This window comes from Chitinimonas naiadis, assembly GCF_054780835.1.
The window spans coordinates 1,292,324-1,315,064 of record NZ_BAAGVO010000004.1; the positions used below are offsets into that span (position 1 = coordinate 1,292,324).

Below are 22,741 nucleotides of genomic sequence, written 5' to 3' on the forward strand. Positions count from 1 at the left end.
ATGCGCCTGAAATCCGCCTTTAAATTCATCGCAGGTACCAATCTGGTGGCTGCGATCCTGACCCTAGTTGCCGCTCTGCTCCTCAAGCGCACCAGCCCACTCCAGTTGGCGGATACCGGCACCATCGTCGCGATCGTGATCGTTGCCCTGGGCGCACTGATGGCACGCGGCGCACGTATCGGCGACGGTCCGGTAGTGGACGACATGACCAGCGCCACTTCGACCACGCCAGGGCATGTTCGCTGGGCAGATAGCGACAATGTGCTTGCCGGTATGAACCAAGGCGCACTGATGATCGTCGCCGGATTGGTCTGGCTGGGGCTGGTGGCACTGGCTTATAGGGTCTTTACTTAAATCACCGCTGGGCATCTGGCGCGTTTCCAGCCAATTCGACAAAGCCCCGTGCCTGCAAAAGACCGCTCATGAAACCCATCGCCCTCATCGTTGCAACGCTCATCCCGCTCGGCACCCTGGCAGCGCCAAATTGCAAAACCGCGACCCGCCCCGATACTGAAGCAGGCGACATCAAGGTCGAAATCTGTATCAAGCAGATACCGATGCAGTACGACGTCTATACGCTAAAGATCAATGGTGAGAAGGTCGTGGAAGACATCGACGACAAGGTATTGCAGTTCTCAGGTCGTTACAAAGGCAAGGCACTGACAGGCGGTTGCACGCCCAATAACGAGATGCAGGAACTCGGTGGCATGAAAATACCGGTGGAAGTCTCACGCACCTGCAAGGTGGTACTTGAGCAGCAGGAAATCGCCGTACTGGAATTCAAGTTCGACTGATCGTCGCCAACGGCTTCCGATCAGGTTTGCTTTGTCTGCGCGCCAAGCAGATGACTGCCTGTCTTCAGGCAGCCATCTGCGCAAGCCGGAGGCAGGGCTGCGGATGATCCGCAGCCCGATCCAACAATTACGGGAAGTTGATCACATTGCTCGGTGAGGTCGAGTTATTGGTAACCGCACCGGTGTCGTTGACCACGTGCGAGATCGTGCCGTTGCCGCCAAGCGAGACGGTAAACACATTGTGTAAACGCACAGTCGACCGGACCGGCACTTCAAAGCCGCGTGCGGCATTGAGGTTGGTGCTCTGCCCACCGATATTGAAGAAGCAGTAGCTACCCAAGCCCCACCCCTCATGCGTCTGCACGCCGTCTGCCACCTTGTAGGCGGCCCAGCCGTTGCCACGACCACTGGTCCAGCTTGCCTGGTTCGGCACGTCGTAAGGCATCTCGTTCTGGTAGAAGATGGTCTTGCCGTTCTCGCCATTCCAGACCACCTGGTACTTCTGGTAGTGCTCCACGAACAAGCCGGTTGCCAGCACATTGTTGCCGTTCACGATCAAACCGGTATCGGCCGTGTTCACCCCCCAGCCGGTCGGGCTGGCACCATGGTCCGCACGCCAGGCCCAGATATGGTCGAGCAGCGTATCGTGGGCATTCACGATCAGGCTGGTCGTGGCCTTGCCTGCCACCGCCCCACCGATGCGGAAATACACATCCTGCAGGCTGATCGGGTTGGCCGCATGGCTGGTCGTCGCACCTTGCACGCCCACCGTCAGCAGCGCTGCGCTGTTCACCGTACCGGCATCGAACAGCAGCCCGGCAATGCGCACGCCGTCCACATTTCCCACCGTCATCGCGTTCACGCCACCACCGGGGATCAAGGCAGGAAAGCCCAGCCCCAGCACCACGGTATTGGGGTTGTTCACGCGCAGCGTGTCATTGAGGTTGTAGACCCCCGGCGTGAACAGCAGATGCTTGCCGGCTGCCAGTGCCGCATTGATGGTGGCTGCGCTATCGCCAGGACGTGCAATGTAGAACTGGCTGATGGGCAAGGAGTAGCCCGGCGTTGCACCGCCCGACCAACTGGCACCCACGGCGTTCACACGGTGCGTGGGCACGAATACGGCGTAGTTACCGGCGGCATCCAGATAGAGGTAGGGCTTGTCGCGCGAGACCGGCGTATTGCCCAGCGTGGTGTAGGGCGGCGACGGGAAAGTCTGTGCCGGTGCACCCACCACGCCGGAGAAGACCGTGTTCCACACACCGTCGTACCAGTTCCCTATATTGCTGTCCCGGGTATACCACTGCTGCTGCGAACCCGTCGCCACCACACCGTCTACCTTGCTATCGGCAATGTAGCCCCCGCTCGACCAGCCACCGTTCGACGGGTTCATCACCAGATTGCCCTGGATATGCACACGACGCATCGGCGCCGCTTGCGATACCGCCCAGCGGTTGGTACCGCCATTGGGCAGGATCGCCAGGTTCTCGACCGAGCGCCAGAAGTTCTGCGTCGCATTGGCCTCGTCACCATAGTTCCAGCCGCTATCGGCATTCACCGCCCCCTGCAGCGTCACATCGTCCGGATTACGACCCAGACCCGCTACCGTGGTGTAGAAGCCGGCATTCACCCAGACGTTGTAACGACCGGGCTTGAACAGGAACACATAACGTTGCGAGCCAAATTGCGCCGTCGGGCTGCGCAGTTGCGCATTGAAGGCCGCATCCACCGCAGACTGGATGGCGGTGGCTGACATGGAAGGATCAAACACCTTCACGTTCGGCCCCAGATCCACCGTGCTGCCTCCCCCTCCACCGCCGCCGCCGCTATTACCGGTAGTGGTGTAAGTCACGCTGGGCGTGTCATAGGCCGGGTTACCGTTGTTGTAGGTAAACGAGTAGCTGATGTTGGTCCCGACAGCCACGTTGCTCAATGCCTGCTCATAGCGGGCATTGGCGCCCACATAGTTCATGCGGACGTTCTGCTGCCCGCCATTGTTGACCTTGTAATGCACATCGACCCAAGTGGTATTAACGGTGGACTTGAACCAGATGGTTGCGGTCGTGCCGGATTCGGCCACTCCCTGGGTGTAATCGGCCGCAACTGCATGAGCAGCAGCGAATATAATGACAATGGCATATACGCAGCGCGTAATAACCCCTTGCAAACTGTGCATGTTGTCTCCTTGAATACTGATATCTAGTTGATTTAACTGATCCGAAGCGGCACGGCAGGTGCAGACCATATCCACTTCCAGACCAGTGGGATCAGCCTAGAATCGCTGTAAGCCAAATGCAAGGTAAAAGTAAGAATCAAGTAAGAAATAGATAGCGCCGATTGCAATATGGCCTCGCCGGACTAAGTCACGTGCGGGGTGCGGATATCCACGGTGTCGTCGCACTGGCACAAGATCGCTGGCGCCTTACCCCTTTGAACCACCGCAACAACGCTTGGCGTTACACTGAAAGCGATCACGTAATACCAGCATGGCTGGCTAGTCAACCGCTCATAGAAAGCACAATTCATGATCGAAGGAACATGCCACTGCGGTGGCGTTCATTGGCGATACGACGGCGAACCGGATGGTGCCACTGCGTGCAACTGCACCGTCTGTCGGCGCTACGGCGTGCTCTGGGCCTACGATTACGTAGACCATGGCGTCCATGTCACCGGCAAGACGCAGGCCTATGTCCGCGGCAAATCGACAGAATTTCACTTCTGCCCCAACTGCGGCTGCGTGGCTTACTGGCTCGCCCTGCGCCTGGAGGACGATGGTCGTCGTCGCGTTGCAGTCAACCTCCGTTTGGCCGAGCCCGATACGGTAGCGCATATCCCCATCGATCACTTCGACGGTCTTGATACCTTTGACGACCTGCCGCGTGACGGCCGTTGCGTAGGGGACTACTGGTTCTAGCGTTTCTGCCTCGACCCTCCGGCCTTCATTTTCGCCCCCGCTGTGCCCGGGCAGACTGCGGGGTCTATATCGCTTGAACTCGCCTTGGCCCAAGGGTGTCCTATACTCGCCAATCCTCCGAGGAAACACCTTATGCGCCTCACCCTGCTTGCCCTGACTACGATCGTCTCACTTGCCGCCCTGGCCGCCCCAGCCCCCTGGTACCTCTGGCAGGCCCCAGGCGACCGCTCCACCCTTTGCGCCCAAACCACACCGGGCGATGGCTGGGTCAAGGTGCGCGGTCCGTACAAAGATTCGCTTTGCAAGCAGTTGGGCCAACCGGGCTGATCGCCGGCTTGATCCTACGGGCTGTTGCGCGCAAGACCCAGCCTCACCCAGCCCGCCGGGTTCACCCCGGCGGTTTCGCGTAAACTCCATGCCCTCTGCTCAGTACACTGGCAAGCGCAAGCCATAGCGCAGCCTTGGGGAAAACATGGAAACCTCCACCGCACCGCTCAGTCCACTCAACGGCCCCCTGCTGGCCGTCCTCTGCCTGTTCTTCGGCGTCTTCGGCGCCCACCGCTTCTATGCCGGCAAGATCAAAACCGGCATCGCCATGCTGTTCACCTTTGGCGGCCTGGGTGTATGGAGCGTTGTCGACCTATTGATCATCCTGTTCAATGAGTTCAAAGACCTTGAAGGTCGCAAGGTTCACGTCTGGGACTAAACCCCAGCCTACAGATTAAAGAGAAGCATGTTCCATTGGCTCAAATCGCTGCTCGGTCGGCACCGCACCGTTTCACCCACGCCATCACCCGCTCCCCCTGCAACACCCCTGCCAGCGCAGCAACCGGAACCGGCAGCACAAACCCAGCCTCAAACGCTCAGTATTCTGCTCGCCAGCGTCCTGAAGGAAGAGGGCTATGCCGTCACCGAGCATGGCGAGGCACTATCTCTCGCCAGTGGCGTGGTACTCCATACCGACTTTCTGGAAACCCACGAGCTGGGCAATGGCAACATCCGCACCACCACGCGCGTTGCCGCCATCCATCCCGAGTATTTCCCCAACGGGCTGCAGGAATACCAGCACTCCTCCGGGGAATCGAAAGATACGTCCCTGATCAATGGCTTCCGCAGCTGGGTGCAGACCGATTTGTCGACCATAGAAGACGCGCTGGCCGAAACGACCGAGAGCTGCCTGGTGCTGACCATGGATCTGGATGCGTCCGAGCCCTGCGGCGCCCTGCGCCGACAGATCTATATGGGGCCGTATATCCACTACGGCTCGGACGCCGCCCGCGATCAGGAAGCCAAAGAAGAAGAGCACGCGTTCTGCCCCTGCTGCCTCTACACCAAGAGCTATGAAGCCTTCACCACCCTGCTGAAATCAGACCGCTTTGTCGGCATCCGCCTGTTCGCCTCGCGCGATGCCCAAGGCCAGATCAGTGCAGACTGCCGCGTTGACGGTGAAGACTTCCCGCTCGGCGCCGAACACCTCAGAAAATATGTGGAAACCTGGCCCCAGAACGGGCTGGAATTTCGCAAGCAGTATGTCGTGATCCGCACCGCGTCAAAGCCGCAAGCGGCAGCGTAGTCGCCAAGGGGCCGGCACACCGGCCCCTGGCCGATGGATCAGGACTGCACCTGCAAGGTCCGCGTTACCTTGCTCTCCTGCTTCTCGCCCGCGCCCGAGCTGCTGTTCTTGCTGGTCTTGCGCACCGTCACCAGACGGTCGCCCACCTGGCTATAAACGCATTCATCGTCGGATCTCTGCTCAAAGCTCACCACCACGAATGCCCGGCCCGATACGTTCAGGTTATGGCGGCTTGCCAGCGGTGTACCGTCCGCCGCAATCCAGATATCGAGCACGCTCTCGAACTTCTTCACATACTTGCGGTTGCGCTCACTGAGCTTCTCGATCGGCATTTCAAAGCTCAGTACGCGCGCCGGCTTGCCGGCGTAGGCATCGGCCCTCTCACCCTTGAAGGTGGCTTCCTCTACCTGCCGGGCCAAGCCGGCAGCCGCAGAGACCATGGGGCGCAAGGCCGAAGTATCCAGCTCGCTCATCGCATAAATGGTCGGCGCCTTGAGGTTCGGGTCCTTGGCGCGGGCGCGCTCCTCGCTCTCGACCTTGCTGAGCACGTCCTTGCCATACAGCACCTGCAGGCCACGCGGACTGTCTTCCACCACGATGCTGGCCTGGCCATTGCTCTCTTCAGCATCCTTACCGTCACCCGTCTTGCGCCAGGCTTTGAGTTCCACAACGCCCTTGACCGGCGCCTGCGCCTGCAGGCGGGTCAATGCCGCCTTCAGGTCACCCAGGCCGTCGGCATGGGCAGCGCCCGCCATCAGGCTGAATAGGCCGGCTACGGCCGATACGACAATGCGCTTGCTTGAGACCACGTTTCTCGCTCCTGTTTTGAATGGCCAAGGGCTGTTCATCGCCCTGCCTTCAGTCCTGTCAGACCCGGATTTGGTTCATTGCCCGACCAACGAAAAAACGGCCAGGGTAACTGGCCGTCTTCTGCGCTTCCTGGCGCTTGCCGATCGGCAAGTCCTGAAGCGTGAGGCATTGCGAAATACCTGTCCAATCAGGCGGCTTCCAGCGCCGGCTCCTGTTGCGCGGCTTCCAGCATGGTGTCTGCCAGTACGCCATAGACCTCTGCCCAGGCATCCGCCACGGCCGGGGTAAAGTCAGCGCCCAGGCCCTGGCCCAGCGTCATCAACAACGCGCCGCCGACGGTGTTGTAGTGCGCCTCCTGCACGCCATAACCCGCATGACGACGACCGAGATTGCGGACGACCGGCACCAGCGTATCGAGCTTGTCCAGCATGCCAACGGCAACGCCGATCATGGTCATCAGGCGTCGGCCCTGTTCTTCCATATCGCCCTTGAACAGGGATTTCAGTGTCGGGTCAGCAGTAAACAGGTTGTTGTAGAACAGCTCGGCAGCTTGCGGGGCGATGGGCGTAACCTTGCGCCAGGATTCCTGCACGAGGGTAATGGTCTGGTGGTTCATAGGTGCTCACGAAAGTCGGTTGGCGTCTGGCGTGGTGGCATAGCACCACCAATGATTGCCGCAGGCCTTGCCATCCGGGCTGATCAACCACCGCCTCGCCAGCAAGGAGCACCCCATATCCAAGGGCGCAGCGACAAAGTACGCCGGGCCTCGATCTGGCAAGCAGATAAATTCGCTAAGGAAAGCTTAAATTTTCAATAGCTTGGGTAGTCAAGCAACTCCGACGACCGAGCCGGACCAGCGCGCAAAGTGGTACCGGCATTGGCTTGTAAGGTGCTTTGTCATCCCTGTACCATCCCCTGCGACAACCGCACCAACCTGCTCATATCAGGCTGGAAATCGACCATGTCGAATAGCCACCAATACGCTTGCCCTCTTACTGCCTCGATAACTGCCCATGACCACCTACATCGCCCTCCTCCGCGGCATTAACGTCGGCAAGGCCAAGCGCATTGCCATGGCCGATCTGCGCGGCATGATCGAAGCACTCGGCTATCACAATCCACGCACACTGCTCAACAGCGGCAACGCCGTATTCGAGAGCAAGGAAAAGGACGCGGCCAGAATCGCCAGCGGGCTGGAAGCTGCCATCGTAGCGAAGTGTGGGTTCTCATCCGCAGTCGTCGTCATCAGCACCGCGACGTTCAATACCATCATTGAGCAAAACCCCTTGGTAGACCGGATAAGCGACCCCAGCCGCCACCTGATCGCCTTCACGGCCGACCAGGCCAACCTCGGCAAGGCGCAGCCCATGCTGGAACAGGATTGGGCACCCGATGCGGTCGCATTGGGCTCGCAGGCCGCCTACCTGTGGTGCGAGGTCGGCATACTTGATTCGAAGATCGTCCCGGCCTTCAACAAGCTGACCAAGGAAGCGTTCACCACGCGCAATTGGGCAACTGTGCTGAAGCTGAAGGAAATGAGCGCTCAGGCGAACTAGAGCGCATCAAGACGCCTTTGCATATCATCCAGGCTCCGGCCTAGCTCTTCCACGCTGGCTTTCAAGCGCGCCAGGCGTACCTGCAAATCGTGCAAGTCGGCAACCAGGTCGTCCAGAGCGTGCCCCAGGTGCACAAAATCCTCGGCCAGGTTGAGCAGGGGTACCCGGTCCTCGTTGGTATCGTGGGTCTTCCGCCAGCGAGCATAGTTCTCCCCAAAAAAATGGAGGCTGGCGCCGGTGTATTTGACTCTCTGTTCCAGCTTTTTCAGTACCTCACTCTTCTTGGGTTGGTGCTTTCTGTTCTTGGGCTGCTCCTCATGCGGCTTTTGCGCTTCCACCGCGTCGGTCAGCTTCTGCTGGTGTTGCGTGATGATCCGCTCACTCAAGCGGGGATCACGGAAGGGGTGACGCGGGTCCAGTTCGGTGCTGTGACGGATTTGCTCCTTAGCCGTACCAAAAAATTGATCAAAGAGCTTGTCGATGATCCGTAGGTTATCCCCATCAAAGCCCCCTACCCAGGCGTCGACATGCTGTCCCTCTTCCGGGTCATCCCGTGGCTCAAAGAACCCCTGGTGAAATACCCCCGGCATGATCTGGTCACGCAAGGAAGCACGCTGCCAACTGGCGTCCTCGATATAGGCAACATCCAGAGAAATGGTCTCCATGCCGGAGAACACCATGGCGTCGGTCACACCGCTACGCATGGAGACGGCCCGAACATTCAGGTGCTCGGCCATATAGCGCAACAGGCCATACTCCGCCTGCCGCTTGTTACGGGTGGAGACGGCGGACGGAGAGTCGATCGGCTTGCAGCAAGGCCAGGTGAAATAGTTCAGCAGATTGGGCTCCCCCCAATCGCCGCCAGGCGGGCTGCCCATCACAACCGGTGTGAACCCTCGACTAAGGGCGATCTTGCAGAGCTGCTGCATGCCAGCCACACCCGTATCCAGTTCAGGATGGGACGGGGCCCTGCCCGGTTCCGGCTTATGGCCGGAATCACGATAGTTAATGATGCAATAGGGTGTGCCGGACTTGAAGCCTCGATCCTGCAGTTCCTTGCGATAGGCGGCCTCCTCCACTTCGTTCGGAGCGCCGGTAATCGCGGTCTTGATCGCCTTGCGGGCGGCTTGCGGGTCCCTTTCAGCAGCATCCAGCAGGGTAATGGTCGCGTCACTCATCCCGATGGCGACACCGGGTGCCGGTTTGACATCCCAGGGCTCGGCCGCCACCAGGTCTATCCTGGCCTCCAACCCGCTATAGAACGACAATATCTCGCCTGCATCAGGAATCCGGTCACCCCCCGTCATGCAAAAGACGAGCCGCATGGTGGGATCCACCGCCATCGCGGCACGAACATCATGCATATCCCCCCGCATCTGCGGCGTCTGCACCATATAGCGCGTTCCTGCCACGCCAGTGAACCTTGGTGCACCCCGCAGAGTGATCCCAAACCGCTGTGCCAGCCAGGTTGCTGCCGCGGCACCGGTATCCACTATCGCGGTCACATCCGTATTCAATTGGTCAAAGGTCGGAAACGGGTGTGTTCGAGAGTCACGCAACATCCATTTGACCGCACTGGCGACAGGCACGGTCCATCCTGAAGCTGCGGGATGCGACGATATCAGCCCAGCCCAGCCGCCAATTTCGGGGGTGTCCGCAATCTTGATCTTGCGTTGCAACGGCGCGGTGCCGGTCACTGCCGACTGGCCCATGACAGGTGCTGTCATCGTGCGCCGCTGCAAAGCCTGCGCCCCCATGACATCCGCCTCCCGCTCCAGTGAGGCATCATCGTTGATGGTAATGCCCTTGTGCTGCATGTTGGCCGTCACCCGTCCCTGGCGCTGCTGCACCACATGCCATGCTTCGTGCGGCAGGTGCTGTTCCTGGCCGGGGCCGAGGTGGATGTCGTTGCCTTGGGCATAGGCATGCGCCTGCAACTGCGCAGGCTTGGGCGAGTTGTAATGGACCTGCACGCCATCCATCGCCATACCGGATATCTCTTCGATGCCGGCACGTAGTCCGTCTGGCAATCCGTTAGGCCCGCCAGCCGGCGCGGCGCGCTGCGTCACCGCAGGCTGGTGGCCAGCCACCAGTTCGCGCTGGGCAACCATCCTTTCGCTGCCAAGCATGGCGTCACGCCGGGCCCGCTGGACAGCAAGCCGGGGGCTCGCCGCAGCCATCTCTCGCAGTGCTTGCAAGGGCGCGGACTGCGGAGATTCATCCGCCATGCGCTGCACAGCCGATGCCTCATGTGCGGTTTCATCTTGTGCAGAGAGGCCACGTTCAGGCAACGACTTCAGCTGCGGTGCTGGCTGCTTGACCTCTCGCATGACCCATCTCCCCGCGTTCCGTTGGATAACCTACTGGTTATCGAATATGGTCGCCGGGATAACAAGCCGGACGCCGTATTACCCGTTTGCAACGCCATACCCGACCCGCGACATGGGTACTTACCAACGCCCCCCGCTCGGTCGACCAACAGGATCACACCACCCGATACACCGCCGACACCCGCGTCCCCAGCACCGCCAGCAAATGCGCCCCGGCGCACACGCTCAGCAGGTAGGCCAATGACAGGCTGCCCGCCAACCCGCCGGACAACACCAGCGCCAGCGGCATGAAGAGCTTGAATAGCGAGCCGGTCAGGCCGGAGATACGGCCGATATAACGGCTGTCGGTACTCTCCTGCCGGAAGCCCCAGACACAGACGTTGCCGATCACGCTGGCGAAGCTGCTGACCGTCAGCGCCAGCAGCAGGAGTGGCAATGCATCGGCCCAGGCCATCAGCAGCATGCAGCAGGACTCCAGCGCCAGCTCCATGGCCAACAGTCTCCCCAGGCCCAGCCTTTGCCGCAGGCGGCTGCAGAGCAGGCCACCCACCACGCCGCCGATGCCCGCCATGCCATACAACAGGCCCAGTTGAGCCGGCCCCAATTGCAGTTCATCCCGCGCGCGGAACAGGAACAACACCTCCACCACGCCGGCGCTGCCATTGGTCAGCACCACCAGCCAGGCCAGGTGCCACAGCGGGCGATTGGCCCGCAGGACTTGCCAGCCTTCGCGCCATTCCTGCCAGAAGCCACTCGGGTCGGTCTGGCGCACGGGCAGCTTCAGGTCGCGCAGCAGAAAGGCGGCGAGCAACATCGCCAGCATGGGTATCCACAAGCCCAGCGACAAATGCCAGGCCAGCACGCCGCCAGCCAACGCGGGGCCGAGGACAGCGAACACCTGGTTGAGTACGGTCAGTTGCCCGGTGGCAGGCAATAGCAGGGATTCAGGCAACATCTCCTTCACCATGCCCATGCGGCAGATGCTGTACAGGTAGTTGAGCGTCATCAGCGCGAAGGCACAGACAAAGAACATCGGCAGGGCACGGGCGCCCCAGTCCAGCAACCAGGCCTGCATGGCAAACAGCACCACCATGCCGGCAATGGCTCTTCTTGCCCAGCGGCCACGGTCTATCCGGTCTACCCATACGCCGATGAACATCGCCAGCAACAGATTGGGCAGCAGTTCTACCGCCCGCATCGCGGTCATCGCCCCGGCCGAACGGGTCAGCTCGTAAAGGATGAGTGGCATGGCCAGCTGGTAGACCTGGGTGCCCAGCGAGAAGCTGATGGTCGAGGCATAGAGCCGGCGGAAGGTGGCATGGCGCCAGAGCAGGGCTGCAGACATGGGGCGGGAGGCGTGAGGGAAGAGGCAGCCAGTCTCGCCAAAAAGCGGAAGGCTAAAAACGGATAAACTCCGGTATCGACTTCCCCTTTTATTACCATGCGCCTGCTCGATCAGTTCCAGCGCCTCTCAGACTGGCTGCCGCAAACGACGCAGCCCACCCTGGCCGATATCGCTGCCGCACTCTGCTGTAGCGAGCGCAACGTCCGCCTGCGGCTGCAACGCATGCAGGCAGAGGGCTGGCTGACATGGCAGCCCGGCCGCGGCCGTGGGCATCGCTCCACGCTCACCCTGCTGCAACAGCCCGATGCACTGCGCCTGCAGCGTCTTCACCATCTGCTGGCAGAAGGCCGGCTGGAAGCCGCCTTCGATGGCTTGCCCAGCCAGGGCAAAGCCCGGCTCAAGCAATCCCTGCCCGCCTACCTGGGCGCTGGCCGGGCTGGTACCTTGCGTATCCCCTTCTACCGGCCGTTGCATGCCCTGGACCCGATCCACATCAATCGCCGCACCGAGGTGCACATCAGCAACCAGGTCTGCGCCTGCCTGACCGAATACGATCGTGAGCGCGAAGCCGTCGTGCCCGCGCTGGCACACCATTGGGAGAGCAGGCCGGATGGCCGCGTATGGCGGCTATGGCTCAGGCCCGGCCTGCGTTTCCATAGCGGACAAGCGGTGAGACTGGAGGATGTGGTGCAATCACTCCGCCGGGTCCGCGATACGCCCGGCCCGCACCAGGCGCTGTTCCGCCACCTGGTAGAGATCGATAGTGATGGGCAGCAATGTCGGATCGTGCTCGAACAGGCCGATCATCTCCTGCTGCACCGGCTGGCACACCACGCCGCAGCGATCATCCCGGCAAACGACTGGCTGCGACCGGATTTCATCACGCTGCCAGTCGGCGCCGGGCCGTTCCGGCTGCTGCGCAACAACGACTACCGTGCCACGCTGCAAGCCTTCGATGGCTACTACCGTGAACGGCCGTTGCTCGACGAGATCGATATCTGGGTCGTCCCCAACGACAGCCCGCTGCCGGATGTCGATATCCAGTTCAGCTACCGCCATCTCTCACCGCAGCATTGGACAACCCTGCAGCAGATGGAGCCAGGCTGCGAGTTCGTCCTGCTCAACCCTGCCCGCACCGCCTTTACCAACCCGCTACATCGCCTGGCGATCGGCACCGACCTGCGCACGACCATCGCACGGTGCGGGCTGTCCCAGGACCGCACGCTCGCGGCCGCTTACCTGCCGGTCTGGCAGCACCTGCCACCGGCGAAAGGGGATCTGCCCACTTTGCCGGCCGAGCTCAACCTCGTCACCTACCAGCTCGATGCCCATATCGCCCTCGCCAAGCTGGTTGCCGAGCGGTTCCGAGCGCAGGGGAGCCGGGTGAACATCTCCGTACTCACCTACCCGGAGTTCGCCTTGCGAGAATGGATGGATTCCGCCGACCTGGTGGTGGCGGGCGAAGTGACGGACGACGACCTGATGTTCAGCCTCTACGGCGCATTGAGCAGCGATGCCCTGTTCCGCTGCTGGGCCGATGCCTCAGCGCTACGGTGGCTCGCGGATACGGACAGACAGATCGCCGGCGAACCGGACTCAACCGCGCGTATGGCCTTGCTGGAAGCCGGCTTTGCCCGGGTCGTGCAGGAAGGTTGGCTACTACCCATGCGCCATGTACGGCAGAGTGTGGACTACGCCCCGCACCTCGGCGGCGTACAACTGGCGCGTTGTGGCTGGATGGATTTCCGCAAGCTGTGGGTTCGGCAGGGAGAACAGAAGGATTGATCGGACGAGTGCGATGTCGGAACACACTGCCGTCCCCTAGACTGAGTGCATGATGTCAGCGGAGCAAGCCATGCAGCTCAACCACCTCGACCTCCCGGTACCCGATGTCGCCAACGCGGCGGCGTTCTTCCAGGCCTGCTTTGACTTCACGCTGATCAAGACCATGGGTGACAACGGCATGGCCCTGCTGCGCGGTGCGGATGGGTTCATCCTGGCACTGAACCGTACCGACCATGCAGGCGCGGTGCACTACCCCCGGGACTTCCATATCGGCTTTCTGCAACCATCGGACGAAGCCGTGTGGGATGCCTACGAACGGCTAGTCGCCTACGGCACCGACCTTCCCCTACCGCCTCAGACAATGCACGGCAGCCTGATGTTCTACTTCACTGCGCCGGGCGGGATCACCGTCGAGGTCAGCCATCGTCGCTGATCGCATCAGGGCCGGTATCCGCCGCCTACCGGGGCGCCATCTCCGCAGTCCCTTGCGCCACATCGAAACGTCAATCCGCACTCACTGAAAGCGATACAGGGCCGACAGCGTCACCATGGCATTGCGAGGCAAGGCCGGCTCAAAGTAGCGCCGGTTCGCTTCGTTGACGATCACCGATCCGGCATAGCGGCGGTCGGTCGCATTATTCAGCCGTAGGCCCTGGCGCAGCTCCCAGCCCCCTACCGCTTGAGCAAACCCCACCCGCAGATTCACCAAGGTCACGGCTGGCGCTTGGTCGTCATTGGCATCGTTGACCTGAATGTGCCCCTGGTGGGATAGCGCCACCGCCGCCTCAAACCCACCCCATGCCGCCTTGGGTGCATAGGCCAGCTCGGCAAAGGCAGTCTTGTCCGGCACCCCGGGCAGTCGCTTGCCTGCCGGTAGGACCGTCGCCGGGCTACCGCTGCTGAACGGCGTCGAGAACAGGGCGCTGAGCGTGGCCAGCGATGCGTAGGCGCGCCAATCCTGGCTCAACTGGCCCTGCCAGCTCAGCTCAACACCATGTCGACGGGTCCTGGGGGCGTTCTTGTAAGTGGTGCGGCCACCATCGTTGCTGTCGGCGACAATCTCATCAGTGGTACGGATGCCGAAGACAGCCAGATCAAGCTGCTGCGTACGATCCGCCGAACGCCACTTGGCGCCAATCTCGGCATGCCGGCTACGGGCGGCGCGCAGATCGGTATTGAGCCCGCTCGCCCCGTTCCGATAGGCCAGCTCGGTGAAGGTTGGCGTCTCGAAACCCTTGCCGACATTGGTGTAGAGATTCACGGTCTTCGCCACATGCCAGCCCAAACCCAGCACCGGGTTGCTGGCCCGATAGCTCAGCGCACCGCTGTCGTCCGGGTTGCCCGGACGAAGGTAATGGTCATCGGATTCAAACCGTACCCGGCTGCTGCGCACGCCGGCGGTGGCCGTCCAGGCGGGGCCGATATCCAGCGCGACCTGCAGGAAGACATCCGCGTTGTAGACCAGGTTGTCTTCATCCCGCTTGAGTGCCCCACGCTGGCCGGCAAGGTTAAGGTAACCCTGGCGGTCCTCAGTCATGCGGTCGAAGTCCACGCCTGCCGTCCAGCGCATCGCCAGCCCCTCCCCCATGGATTGGCGGCGGTCCAGCTGTAAACCCAGCCCCTGGTAACGGCGCTGGAACACCACCATGCCGCCGCTGGCCGTCGCTACCTGCTGGGCAGCCAGCGGTGTCGCGAGCGCATTGTCCAGGCTACGGGCACCCAGATAGACACGGGTACTCAGTGTTGTTGCGTCATCCAGCTGGTGGGACAGCACCGCACCCAGTTGCTGCTGCCGCACCGTCTTGCGAGTGTCCTGCGTCAGGGCCGCCGCAATGGCCTGCCGGGGGTCGGCCTGCCACTGCGCACGCGTCAAACCCTGCGGGTCTTGCGAATCCGGCTGGTCCAGCATATTGAGGGTGACATCCAGCCGGGTTGGCGCAGCGACCTGCCAGCGCCAGCGCGCATTGAGCTGATCGCGTCTGGCCGCGCTATGCTGCCGGTAGCCATCGGTCTCGAAGCGCGAGGCATTGATCAGTACCCTGTGCTCTCCCTCCCCTGCGGCAAACTGCACATCCCGCTTCTGCGTGCCCCAGGCCCCCAGGCTTTCTCTGACGCCCACGGTCGGCTGCGCCGCCCCGACCTCGCTTTCCACCAGCACCACGCCCCCTGCCGCATTGCCATACAGCAATGCCAAGGGCCCGCGTAGTACCTCGATCCGCTTGGCGGAAGACAAATCAATGGTGGAAGCCTGCCCTTGCCCATCCGGCATGGTGGCGGGGATGCCATCCACGATCAGCCGCACACCCCGTATGCCAAAGGTCGACCTTGCACCAAAGCCGCGTATGGATAGCTGTAGGTCCTGCGCATAGTTCTGACGGTTCAGCACGCTGATGCCCGGTACCCGGTTCAGGGCCTCAGACAGGTTCACCCGTGGACCCGCATCGCGCAATGCCTCCGCATCGATCAGCGACACCGCTGCCGGTGCATCGAAAGCCCGCTGCGCCATGCGGCTGGCGCTGACAACGATGGCTTCTTCCGGCTGCGGATCCAACAGATCGACACCGGACGCCCACACCTGCTGCAGAGCCAGGCTGATCAAACCGACGACGAGACCAGCGCGATGGATTAGATGGACAGGCATGACAAGCAGGACGAGAGAGAAAGGCATTCAGCATGCCCGGACGCAGGTGGCCTGTGAAGCCTCCTTGCATGAGGCCGGACAACGCGTCACGCGGCCAATCTTGCACGCTTGTCACTAGCGCCAGAACTGCGCACTGGATAGCATGCGAGCCGCCAGTGAACGTATGTGCCCACCAATGAGGCACAAGCTCACAGGCAGTTCCCGACGCTCAGCCTGAACGTCGAGAGAGCACCCGGCAAAAAAACAAACACAACAATTGAGGCTAGAGGAAAAATGGATATCACTTGTCCAAAGTGTAGCTACGTGCGCGCGCCCGCGGAGCCTGCGCCCGACTGGCAATGCCCCGGCTGCGGCGTAGCCTACAACAAGGTCGGCCCGCAAGCAGAGGCGGCCAAATCCAGGATCGACATCACCTATACCGTCGTCGATGACGAACCCGAGCGGAGCTGGGGCGGATGGAAAATCATCGTTCCCGTCGCGCTTGCGCTGGGCCTGCTGGGTTATCAGGTCTACCGCATGTACAAGCCGCAAGCGGCCAAGCCACCCGTGGTCGCCACAACCGCCACGACTCAGGACACCCCTGCCCAGGCGGACTACCGCGCCGACTATCTCGCGTTCAACCACTTCATGGCCCAGTGGGACAAGGCCATGGCGGCCACTTACGATGCGAGCCGCACGCTACCGTCCTCCGGCCTCGGCACGCCGGAATTCAACGCTGCCATGGCCAGGCTCAGTACGCTGCAACAGGAGTGGAATGCCAAGACATTCCGCACCGCCTGTTACAGCAACACCCAGTCCATCCTGGCGGACGTGCTGCTGACCGGCAAATCCCACATCAACACCTACGCCACGAACCCACTCATCCCGGAAGACACCGCCAGCGCCTATATGCAGCGGCACTACCTGGTGACGGTCAATGCCTGTCTACCGGCATCGGAACAATTGAAGCTGAATTGAATCCGTGGCAGGTTTGAGCCGGGGCGCCCAGTATCGCTACCAGCTCAACCCCGCAAGCCGTAGGGCGCAATCCCCGCAGGGCATTACACCGTATTACGGCAGTCATCCATCCCGGGCAGCATGTCATTGATGAGTAGCAGAAACCGGCACCGCAACCGCCCCAATCGCACGCAGCACGGCGGCCGGATCATCATTCTGGATATAGTGGCCTGCTCCCTCGACTGGCTCCACGCGCGTAGCGCCCGTCAGCCGTAGCCAATCCTGCTCGTCGGCATGCACCACCGCCTCGAAGGCCCCGCGCTCATAGAGCTCGTAGCGGGTCTTGGTCAGCACACGCACCGGCATGCGCAAAGGCGCAAGGGCCGCCAGACGATCCACGCATTGATCCTGAGCATCGAACTCCCGCCGCATGATGGGCGAGAACACGGTCGCGCGCATGCCACTCAGTACCGCCGCCGTCTTGGGTGCATCGGCCTGTAGATGCTGCCAATGCTTCGGATGGGTCGCATCGACCAGGACCAGGCCACTCACCTCGTCCGGATAGAGCCGCGCATAGGCATACTGGTAGAGCCCGCCCAGGGAGTGCCCAACCAGCACGTAGGGTGGCGGCACGCCTTCGGCATGCAACAGGGTGTGCAGCTCGCTCGCCACCGTGCAGGCATCTCTCGGCGCCGTGCTCGCGCTGCTGTCGCCATAGCCGGGCCGGTCATAGGCCAATACCGTGTAGCGTGGCGAGAGGCGCGAGATCAGGTTCGTCCAGGCCGACTTGCCGTCACCGAGGCCCGATTGCAGCACCACCGTCGGCCGGCCATCACCGATCCGCGTATAAGCTAGCACGCCCTCAGTTGTACGATGCGTCGCCGTCGTAGGCATCGCGGCGCACCCCGCAAGCAGCAGGCTCACCATGCCCAGCACAGACAAGGCCCTGGATGGCGCATGAAAGGATGGCGCGATCATCATGAAATCCCCCACTCCGTTGGTCTATGCAAACTACCTTCGGCGACACGTTCACGCAGACAACCCAAGGCCGACTTAAGAGAGGCAGCCCGAAACCGGACCTTTTCTCTCCTCTCCCCGAAAGGGGCATGCCATGCGTCTCAGTCTAACCACCGCCGCTATCAGAGACGCCCCAGCACTTCCCGGAACAAATCATGGTTCAGCCCATATTGCAGGCTGAGATGATCGCTCTCATACCAGTCCTTGTCGGCCTCCAGATGCGGGCCAACCAGTACCACCTTGCCGGCACCAAAGGTGCTGGCCTGCGCGGCAATGCGGCCGGTCTTTGTGTAACGGGACAATACCTGCACACCCTTCCCGGCTTTCTTGTCGAAGTGCGGGCCGCTCTGGTTGTAGACCATGCGGTTCTTGCTGCCCCATTGCACTTTTAGCAAAGACGGCGCAGCGCTCGAAGACTCGGATGACAATTCCGCATTGTCGATCAGGCCATAGGCCTTTTTCTTGTCGGCGGCGGAGCTGTAGCGCGCTGCCAGATAGGCACCGGCACAGATACCCAGATAGCTGCCACCATCGTGCACAAACTCGCGGATGGCCTGGACCTGATCGGTAGAGAGGGCATCCAGTGTTTCGTCGATGTCGTCCGAGCCACCCGGCTGCACATAAACCTCCATGTGGGCGAGCTTGGCGGCGCTCAGGGTGTGCTCGTTCAGGTAGACGACCTTGTCGCCCTGCGCCGAGAAGAAGGTAGCAACGGTCTCGGCACAACCATCGCAAGTACCCGCGCCGTTGAAGATGCCTACCGTCCTGGCATGGGCCAGACCGGTGGTGACAAGCAAGATACTGAGCAGCCAGCGTAATTTCATATATCGATAACTCATTGATAAATCATGTGGAAAATCACTTCCACCCGGACCTGCGCCATGACGAAGGCCGGTGAAAGCGGAACAACATACCGAACGGGTACGGTACGCACCTTAAGCGATGCCAGCCTAAGACGGGCTTAAGCACCGCGGGTTCACAGCAGCAAGAAACGACAACGCCACCTCGCCGGGCTGCATTGCCTCAATCGAACTTTTACGCCCGCCGTCCGCTTCTTTACTCCGTCTTTACCTCGCCCTCCTTAGCATGCAGGCCTCTCCTCACCGCTTCATCTGAAAGGCCTCACACCATGCGTACCACCCTCATCGCCAGCCTGATCACCAGCGCCCTCTTTGTCGCGCAGGCCCACGCTGCCGATGTCCCGGCTGCCGACTACACCTTCACCGGCAACGTGGCCGTCACTTCCGATTACCTGTTCCGTGGCATTACCCAGACCAACAACAAAGCCGCCATCCAGGGCGGCTTCGACTTCGCGCACAAGAGCGGCTTCTATGCCGGCGCCTGGGGTTCCAGCATCAGCTGGCTGTCCGACCAGGGCAGCGGTAGCTACCCGACCGAGCTGGATGTGTACACCGGCTACAAGGGCAACATCGTCGACGACCTGGGCTACGACATCGGCGTACTGACCTACTACTACCCGGGCACCCGCAACCCCGGCGTGACCAGCCCCAACACCACCGAGCTCTACGGTGCCATTAGCTATCAGTGGGCGACATTCAAGTACTCGCGCAGCACCGGCAACCTGTTCGGCTGGACCAGCAAGACCGGCGACAACACCCACGGCAGCAGCTACTACGACCTGACCCTGGCACCGAGCCTCGGTGACGGCTGGACCGTCAGCGGTCATATCGGCCGCCAGACCGTGGCCCACCGCAGCAGTGCCAGCTACAACGACTGGCGCCTGGGTGTCAGTAAGGACGTGGGCTTTGGCACGCTGAGCCTCAATTACACCGATACCAATGCCGAAGGCGATATCGGCCAGGACTACCGCAACGCCTTCAACAAGGATATCGGCCGCGGTCGCGTCGCCGTGACTTTCAGCAAGACGCTCTAAAGCACCCTCTGGCGCGGCGACGTAACGCATCGCCGAACCGCCCGCAGCCGTCGCTTCAGTAGGGGAGTCGATGGCGGCACTCAGGTGGGCAGCCCGCAACGGTTGGCCCACTTTTTTTGCGGGATCGACAAGTAGGTTGGGTTGAGCGCAGCGAAGCCCAACAAGAGCGATCCGATGCACAACGATGTTGGGCTTCGACCCAAGCTACTCACCGCGCCAGCCTTTTACCTTCATTTACGCACCCAGCCTCACCCCGCATCCCCCTTTCGGGGCATAACAGCGCCATCGGCTTCTGCTTGAATGCACCACACGCCCGCCGGCAAGGTTCAGGGCCATAGGATTGCCCCCTACCCTGCGCTATGCTGGCCCTCATAGCAGGCCTTCGTCTCCGTCCCGCCCACCGCAAGGATCACGCATGCAATCCCGTCGCTATCTGGCCGTCATCCTCTCCGCCGCTGTCCTGCTGATCGTCCTGGCGCTGGCCCTCATCGGCCCCCTGCACTGGCTGTGGCTGATCCCATCGGCCGCGCTGACGCTGCTGGGTGCCTATGACCTGCTGCAGAAACGCCACGCCGTACTGCGCAACTACCCCATCTGGGGCCATATGCGCTATTTCTTCGAATTCATCCGTCCGGAGATACGCCAGTACTTTGTCGAGAACGACAACGAGCAGACACCCTTCTCCCGCCAGCAGCGCAGCATCGTCTACCAGCGCGCCAAGGGGGAAAACGAGAGCCGGCCGTTCGGGACGGACATGGACGTCATGGCCAGCAACTACGAATGGATGGGCCACTCGCTGGCCCCGACCAAACTGGCCGGGCACGACTTCCGCCGTACCGTGGGCGCCGATCGCGCGAAGCCCTACGAGATTTCGGTCTACAACATATCGGCCATGAGCTTCGGTTCGCTCTCGGCCAACGCCATCCAGGCCTTGAACCAGGGCGCCGCCATGGGCAAGTTCGCACACGATACCGGCGAAGGCTCCATCTCCCCCTACCACCGGGCTGGCGGTGGCGACCTGATCTGGGAATTGGGCTCCGGTTACTTTGGATGCCGCCACGACGATGGCAGCTTCAGCCCCGAGCGCTTTGTGGAGCAGGCCTGTACCGAGCAGGTCAAGATGATCGAGATCAAGCTCTCGCAAGGCGCCAAGCCCGGCCATGGCGGCGTGCTACCCGCCGCCAAGATCTCTCAGGAGATCGCCCTGACCCGTGGCATCAGCATGGGCAGGGATTGCATCTCGCCCGCCACGCATGGCGAATTCTCCACCCCGGTCGGCCTGCTGGAGTTCGTCGAACGCCTGCGGCAACTATCAGGCGGCAAGCCTACCGGCTTCAAACTCTGCATCGGCCATCCCTGGGAGTTCTTCGCCATCGCCAAGGCCATGCTGCAGACTGGCATCACCCCGGACTTCATCGTGGTCGACGGCGCAGAGGGCGGCACCGGTGCGGCACCGATGGAGTTCACTGATCATGTCGGTACGCCATTGCAGGAAGGCCTGCTACTGGTCCACAACACCCTGGTGGGCATCGGCCTGCGTGACCGCATCCGCCTTGGCGCCTCCGGCAAGATCGTCACCGCCTTCGATATTGCCCGCACCCTGGCGCTGGGCGCCGACTGGTGCAATGCCGCGCGCGGCTTCATGTTTGCCGTCGGCTGCATCCAGGCACAGAAATGCCATACAGACCGCTGCCCAACCGGCGTCGCCACCCAGGACCCACACCGCCAGAAAGCGCTCGTGGTGCCGGACAAGGCCGAACGGGTCTATCGCTTCCACGAGAACACCCTGCACGCGCTGCAGGAACTGGTCCAGGCCGCCGGCCTCAACCACCCGTCCGAGCTGCGCCCGCAGCACATCGTCCGCCGCATCTCCAGCAGCGAGGTGAAGCGGCTATCCGACGTGCTGGGCTTTCTGGAGCCGGGTGAACTGTTGTCCGACGGACCCTGCCGACTGGAGGTGTTCAACCGTTACTGGCCCTTGGCCTCGGCCGAGAGTTTCAAGATGGCCTACGCCTAGGTCATCAGCGGCAGGCGGCACGGCTGAGCCATGCAGGCTTTACCACCGGCCCGGTACGATTTACATCGCACCCGGGCCTGCCTCCCACCGGCAAGCCGCACTAGGCGAACTGCCCCCGCAGCGTTGCCACCAACGCGTCCGACACCGGCACCATGGGCAGCCGTAGCTCGTTGTGTATCTTTCCCTGCAGCGCCAGGGCGCACTTCACCGGGGCCGGGTTCGGCTCCCGGAAAGCCAGTTGCAGCCAGGGAACCAGGCGCAGAAAGCGCTCGCGTCCTTCGGCCAGGCGACCCTGCTGCACTGCCTGGTAAGCCGCCACAAAGTCTGCCGTGTGGAGATGGGCTGCCGCCGCGATGACCCCCTGCCCACCCAGGCACCAGGTGTTGAACATATTGATGTCCTCCCCGGCAAGCACGGCCAGGCGTCCGTCACGGACCAGCGCCAGCGTGGTCTCCAACGACCCGGCACAATCCTTCACCGCACGGATATTGGGGTGGCCCGCCAGGGTCAGCAGCGTAGGAATCTCCAGCCGCACACCGGTACGGTAGGGAATATCGTAGATCACCAGTGGGTGGGCACTCGCATCGGCCAGCCCGATGAAGAACTGTGCAATACCGGCCTGCGCAGGCCGCACATAGTACGGTGCCGGCACCAGCAGCCCGGCCAGCGGCAAGGTATTGAGATACGTGAGCCGGTGCTGGAGCGCCGCCAGGTTGTTGCCGGCCAAACCGGCAACCACCGGCTTGCCGGCCGCAGCGGCCAGTACCGTGGCCAGCACGGCATCCTGCTCAGCCTCGTCCAGCGACGAGGGCTCGCCCGTTGTGCCCAGCGCGACAAACCCCGATACCCCCGCAGCCACATAGTCCGCGACCAGGCTACGCAAGGCGGCATGATCAACCTGCCCGTCTGCAAACGGGGTGATAAGGGGAATCCAGATACCTGTGAATACCGACATGCCTTGCTCTCCAGTAGGACCGAGAAGAACCCGTCAGCGGGACGGCAGCAAGGCAGGGAGAAAGCGACACCTCGGCTGTTCCGTCACATCTGACGGAACAGCGCTCCGGTCAGATGAGCCGCTGTTTTTTCGATTTTTTGACTGCCACGCAGGCACGCGCCACCACCACGCCAA

21 protein-coding genes are annotated in these 22,741 nt (G+C 61.9%); 12 read left to right on the plus strand and 9 right to left on the minus strand.

Annotation, left to right across the window (positions count from 1 at the left end; genetic code table 11):
* On the plus strand, positions 1 to 354 hold the full coding sequence (locus tag ACYVHK_RS12305; protein ID WP_460532082.1) for a hypothetical protein: 354 nt from the start codon (positions 1 to 3) through the stop codon (positions 352 to 354).
* Between the two features lie 68 nt (positions 355 to 422).
* Positions 423 to 794 (plus strand): hypothetical protein, encoded by a 372-nt coding sequence (locus tag ACYVHK_RS12310; protein WP_460532085.1) that lies wholly within the window; start codon positions 423 to 425, stop codon positions 792 to 794.
* A gap of 127 nt (positions 795 to 921) precedes the next feature.
* On the opposite strand, the gene ACYVHK_RS12315 is transcribed toward ACYVHK_RS12310, so the two are convergent.
* The gene (locus tag ACYVHK_RS12315) at positions 922 to 2,970 is read right to left on the minus strand and encodes a hypothetical protein (RefSeq protein ID WP_460532088.1); all 2,049 of its coding nucleotides are present in this window, start codon (positions 2,968 to 2,970) and stop codon (positions 922 to 924) included.
* 348 nt (positions 2,971 to 3,318) lie between these two features.
* On the opposite strand from ACYVHK_RS12315, the gene ACYVHK_RS12320 reads away from it, so the two are divergent.
* The 4 genes from ACYVHK_RS12320 to ACYVHK_RS12335 all read left to right on the plus strand — a co-directional run bounded on the left by ACYVHK_RS12320 (position 3,319) and on the right by ACYVHK_RS12335 (position 5,281).
* Positions 3,319 to 3,708 (plus strand): GFA family protein, encoded by a 390-nt coding sequence (locus ACYVHK_RS12320; RefSeq protein ID WP_460532091.1) that lies wholly within the window; start codon positions 3,319 to 3,321, stop codon positions 3,706 to 3,708.
* 132 nt (positions 3,709 to 3,840) lie between these two features.
* The gene (locus ACYVHK_RS12325; protein WP_460532094.1) at positions 3,841 to 4,035 is read left to right on the plus strand and encodes a hypothetical protein; all 195 of its coding nucleotides are present in this window, start codon (positions 3,841 to 3,843) and stop codon (positions 4,033 to 4,035) included.
* A 145-nt stretch (positions 4,036 to 4,180) separates the two neighbouring features.
* Positions 4,181 to 4,414 carry a TM2 domain-containing protein gene (locus ACYVHK_RS12330; RefSeq protein WP_460532097.1) on the plus strand — a complete coding sequence of 78 codons (234 nt, stop codon included), beginning with the start codon at positions 4,181 to 4,183 and terminating at the stop codon, positions 4,412 to 4,414.
* Positions 4,415 to 4,441: 27 nt separating this feature from the next.
* Positions 4,442 to 5,281, plus strand: coding sequence for a DUF6348 family protein (locus ACYVHK_RS12335; protein ID WP_460532100.1), 840 nt, complete (start codon positions 4,442 to 4,444; stop codon positions 5,279 to 5,281).
* A gap of 38 nt (positions 5,282 to 5,319) precedes the next feature.
* Here the strand turns inward: ACYVHK_RS12335 and ACYVHK_RS12340 are convergent, their stop codons facing one another.
* Both ACYVHK_RS12340 and ACYVHK_RS12345 read right to left on the minus strand, forming a co-directional pair.
* On the minus strand, positions 5,320 to 6,090 hold the full coding sequence (locus tag ACYVHK_RS12340) for a hypothetical protein (protein ID WP_460532103.1): 771 nt from the start codon (positions 6,088 to 6,090) through the stop codon (positions 5,320 to 5,322).
* Positions 6,091 to 6,278: 188 nt separating this feature from the next.
* Positions 6,279 to 6,707, minus strand: a complete 429-nt coding sequence (locus ACYVHK_RS12345) for a globin family protein (protein ID WP_460532106.1) — start codon at positions 6,705 to 6,707, stop codon at positions 6,279 to 6,281.
* Positions 6,708 to 7,104: 397 nt separating this feature from the next.
* Here ACYVHK_RS12345 and ACYVHK_RS12350 point away from each other — a divergent pair, with 397 nt between their 5' ends.
* Entirely contained in the window at positions 7,105 to 7,647 is a 543-nt protein-coding gene (locus tag ACYVHK_RS12350; RefSeq protein ID WP_460532109.1) for a DUF1697 domain-containing protein, read from the plus strand.
* On the opposite strand, the gene ACYVHK_RS12355 is transcribed toward ACYVHK_RS12350, so the two are convergent.
* Both ACYVHK_RS12355 and ACYVHK_RS12360 read right to left on the minus strand, forming a co-directional pair.
* Positions 7,644 to 9,977: an eCIS core domain-containing protein gene (locus ACYVHK_RS12355; RefSeq protein WP_460532112.1), complete on the minus strand. Its 2,334-nt coding sequence runs from the start codon at positions 9,975 to 9,977 to the stop codon at positions 7,644 to 7,646. The two genes, ACYVHK_RS12350 and ACYVHK_RS12355, sit on opposite strands and share 4 nt — an antisense overlap.
* 154 nt (positions 9,978 to 10,131) lie before the next feature.
* On the minus strand, positions 10,132 to 11,322 hold the full coding sequence (locus tag ACYVHK_RS12360; protein WP_460532115.1) for an MFS transporter: 1,191 nt from the start codon (positions 11,320 to 11,322) through the stop codon (positions 10,132 to 10,134).
* A 96-nt stretch (positions 11,323 to 11,418) separates the two neighbouring features.
* Here ACYVHK_RS12360 and ACYVHK_RS12365 point away from each other — a divergent pair, with 96 nt between their 5' ends.
* Both ACYVHK_RS12365 and ACYVHK_RS12370 read left to right on the plus strand, forming a co-directional pair.
* Complete coding sequence (locus ACYVHK_RS12365; RefSeq protein ID WP_460532118.1) at positions 11,419 to 13,107, plus strand: SgrR family transcriptional regulator; 1,689 nt, start codon at positions 11,419 to 11,421, stop codon at positions 13,105 to 13,107.
* 70 nt (positions 13,108 to 13,177) lie between these two features.
* Complete coding sequence (locus ACYVHK_RS12370) at positions 13,178 to 13,540, plus strand: VOC family protein (RefSeq protein ID WP_460532121.1); 363 nt, start codon at positions 13,178 to 13,180, stop codon at positions 13,538 to 13,540.
* Positions 13,541 to 13,621: 81 nt separating this feature from the next.
* Here ACYVHK_RS12370 and ACYVHK_RS12375 read toward each other — a convergent pair whose 3' ends face one another.
* Entirely contained in the window at positions 13,622 to 15,748 is a 2,127-nt protein-coding gene (locus ACYVHK_RS12375) for a TonB-dependent receptor family protein (protein WP_460532124.1), read from the minus strand.
* A 303-nt stretch (positions 15,749 to 16,051) separates the two neighbouring features.
* Between ACYVHK_RS12375 and ACYVHK_RS12380 the strand changes: the two genes are divergently transcribed.
* Complete coding sequence (locus tag ACYVHK_RS12380; RefSeq protein ID WP_460532127.1) at positions 16,052 to 16,705, plus strand: hypothetical protein; 654 nt, start codon at positions 16,052 to 16,054, stop codon at positions 16,703 to 16,705.
* Positions 16,706 to 16,828: 123 nt separating this feature from the next.
* Here the strand turns inward: ACYVHK_RS12380 and ACYVHK_RS12385 are convergent, their stop codons facing one another.
* Together ACYVHK_RS12385 and ACYVHK_RS12390 are read right to left on the minus strand one after the other, a co-directional pair.
* Positions 16,829 to 17,665 carry an alpha/beta fold hydrolase gene (locus ACYVHK_RS12385; protein ID WP_460532130.1) on the minus strand — a complete coding sequence of 279 codons (837 nt, stop codon included), beginning with the start codon at positions 17,663 to 17,665 and terminating at the stop codon, positions 16,829 to 16,831.
* Positions 17,666 to 17,823: 158 nt separating this feature from the next.
* Positions 17,824 to 18,525 (minus strand): BPL-N domain-containing protein, encoded by a 702-nt coding sequence (locus ACYVHK_RS12390; RefSeq protein WP_460532133.1) that lies wholly within the window; start codon positions 18,523 to 18,525, stop codon positions 17,824 to 17,826.
* Positions 18,526 to 18,830: 305 nt separating this feature from the next.
* On the opposite strand from ACYVHK_RS12390, the gene ACYVHK_RS12395 reads away from it, so the two are divergent.
* A complete protein-coding gene (locus tag ACYVHK_RS12395) occupies positions 18,831 to 19,595 on the plus strand; it encodes a TorF family putative porin (RefSeq protein WP_460532136.1) in 765 nt (254 codons plus the stop codon).
* Between the two features lie 415 nt (positions 19,596 to 20,010).
* Positions 20,011 to 21,612, plus strand: coding sequence for an FMN-binding glutamate synthase family protein (locus tag ACYVHK_RS12400; RefSeq protein ID WP_460532139.1), 1,602 nt, complete (start codon positions 20,011 to 20,013; stop codon positions 21,610 to 21,612).
* Positions 21,613 to 21,712: 100 nt separating this feature from the next.
* Here the strand turns inward: ACYVHK_RS12400 and dapA are convergent, their stop codons facing one another.
* Positions 21,713 to 22,567, minus strand: a complete 855-nt coding sequence (gene dapA, locus ACYVHK_RS12405; protein WP_460532142.1) for a 4-hydroxy-tetrahydrodipicolinate synthase family protein — start codon at positions 22,565 to 22,567, stop codon at positions 21,713 to 21,715.
* Between the last annotated feature and the right edge of the window lie 174 nt (positions 22,568 to 22,741).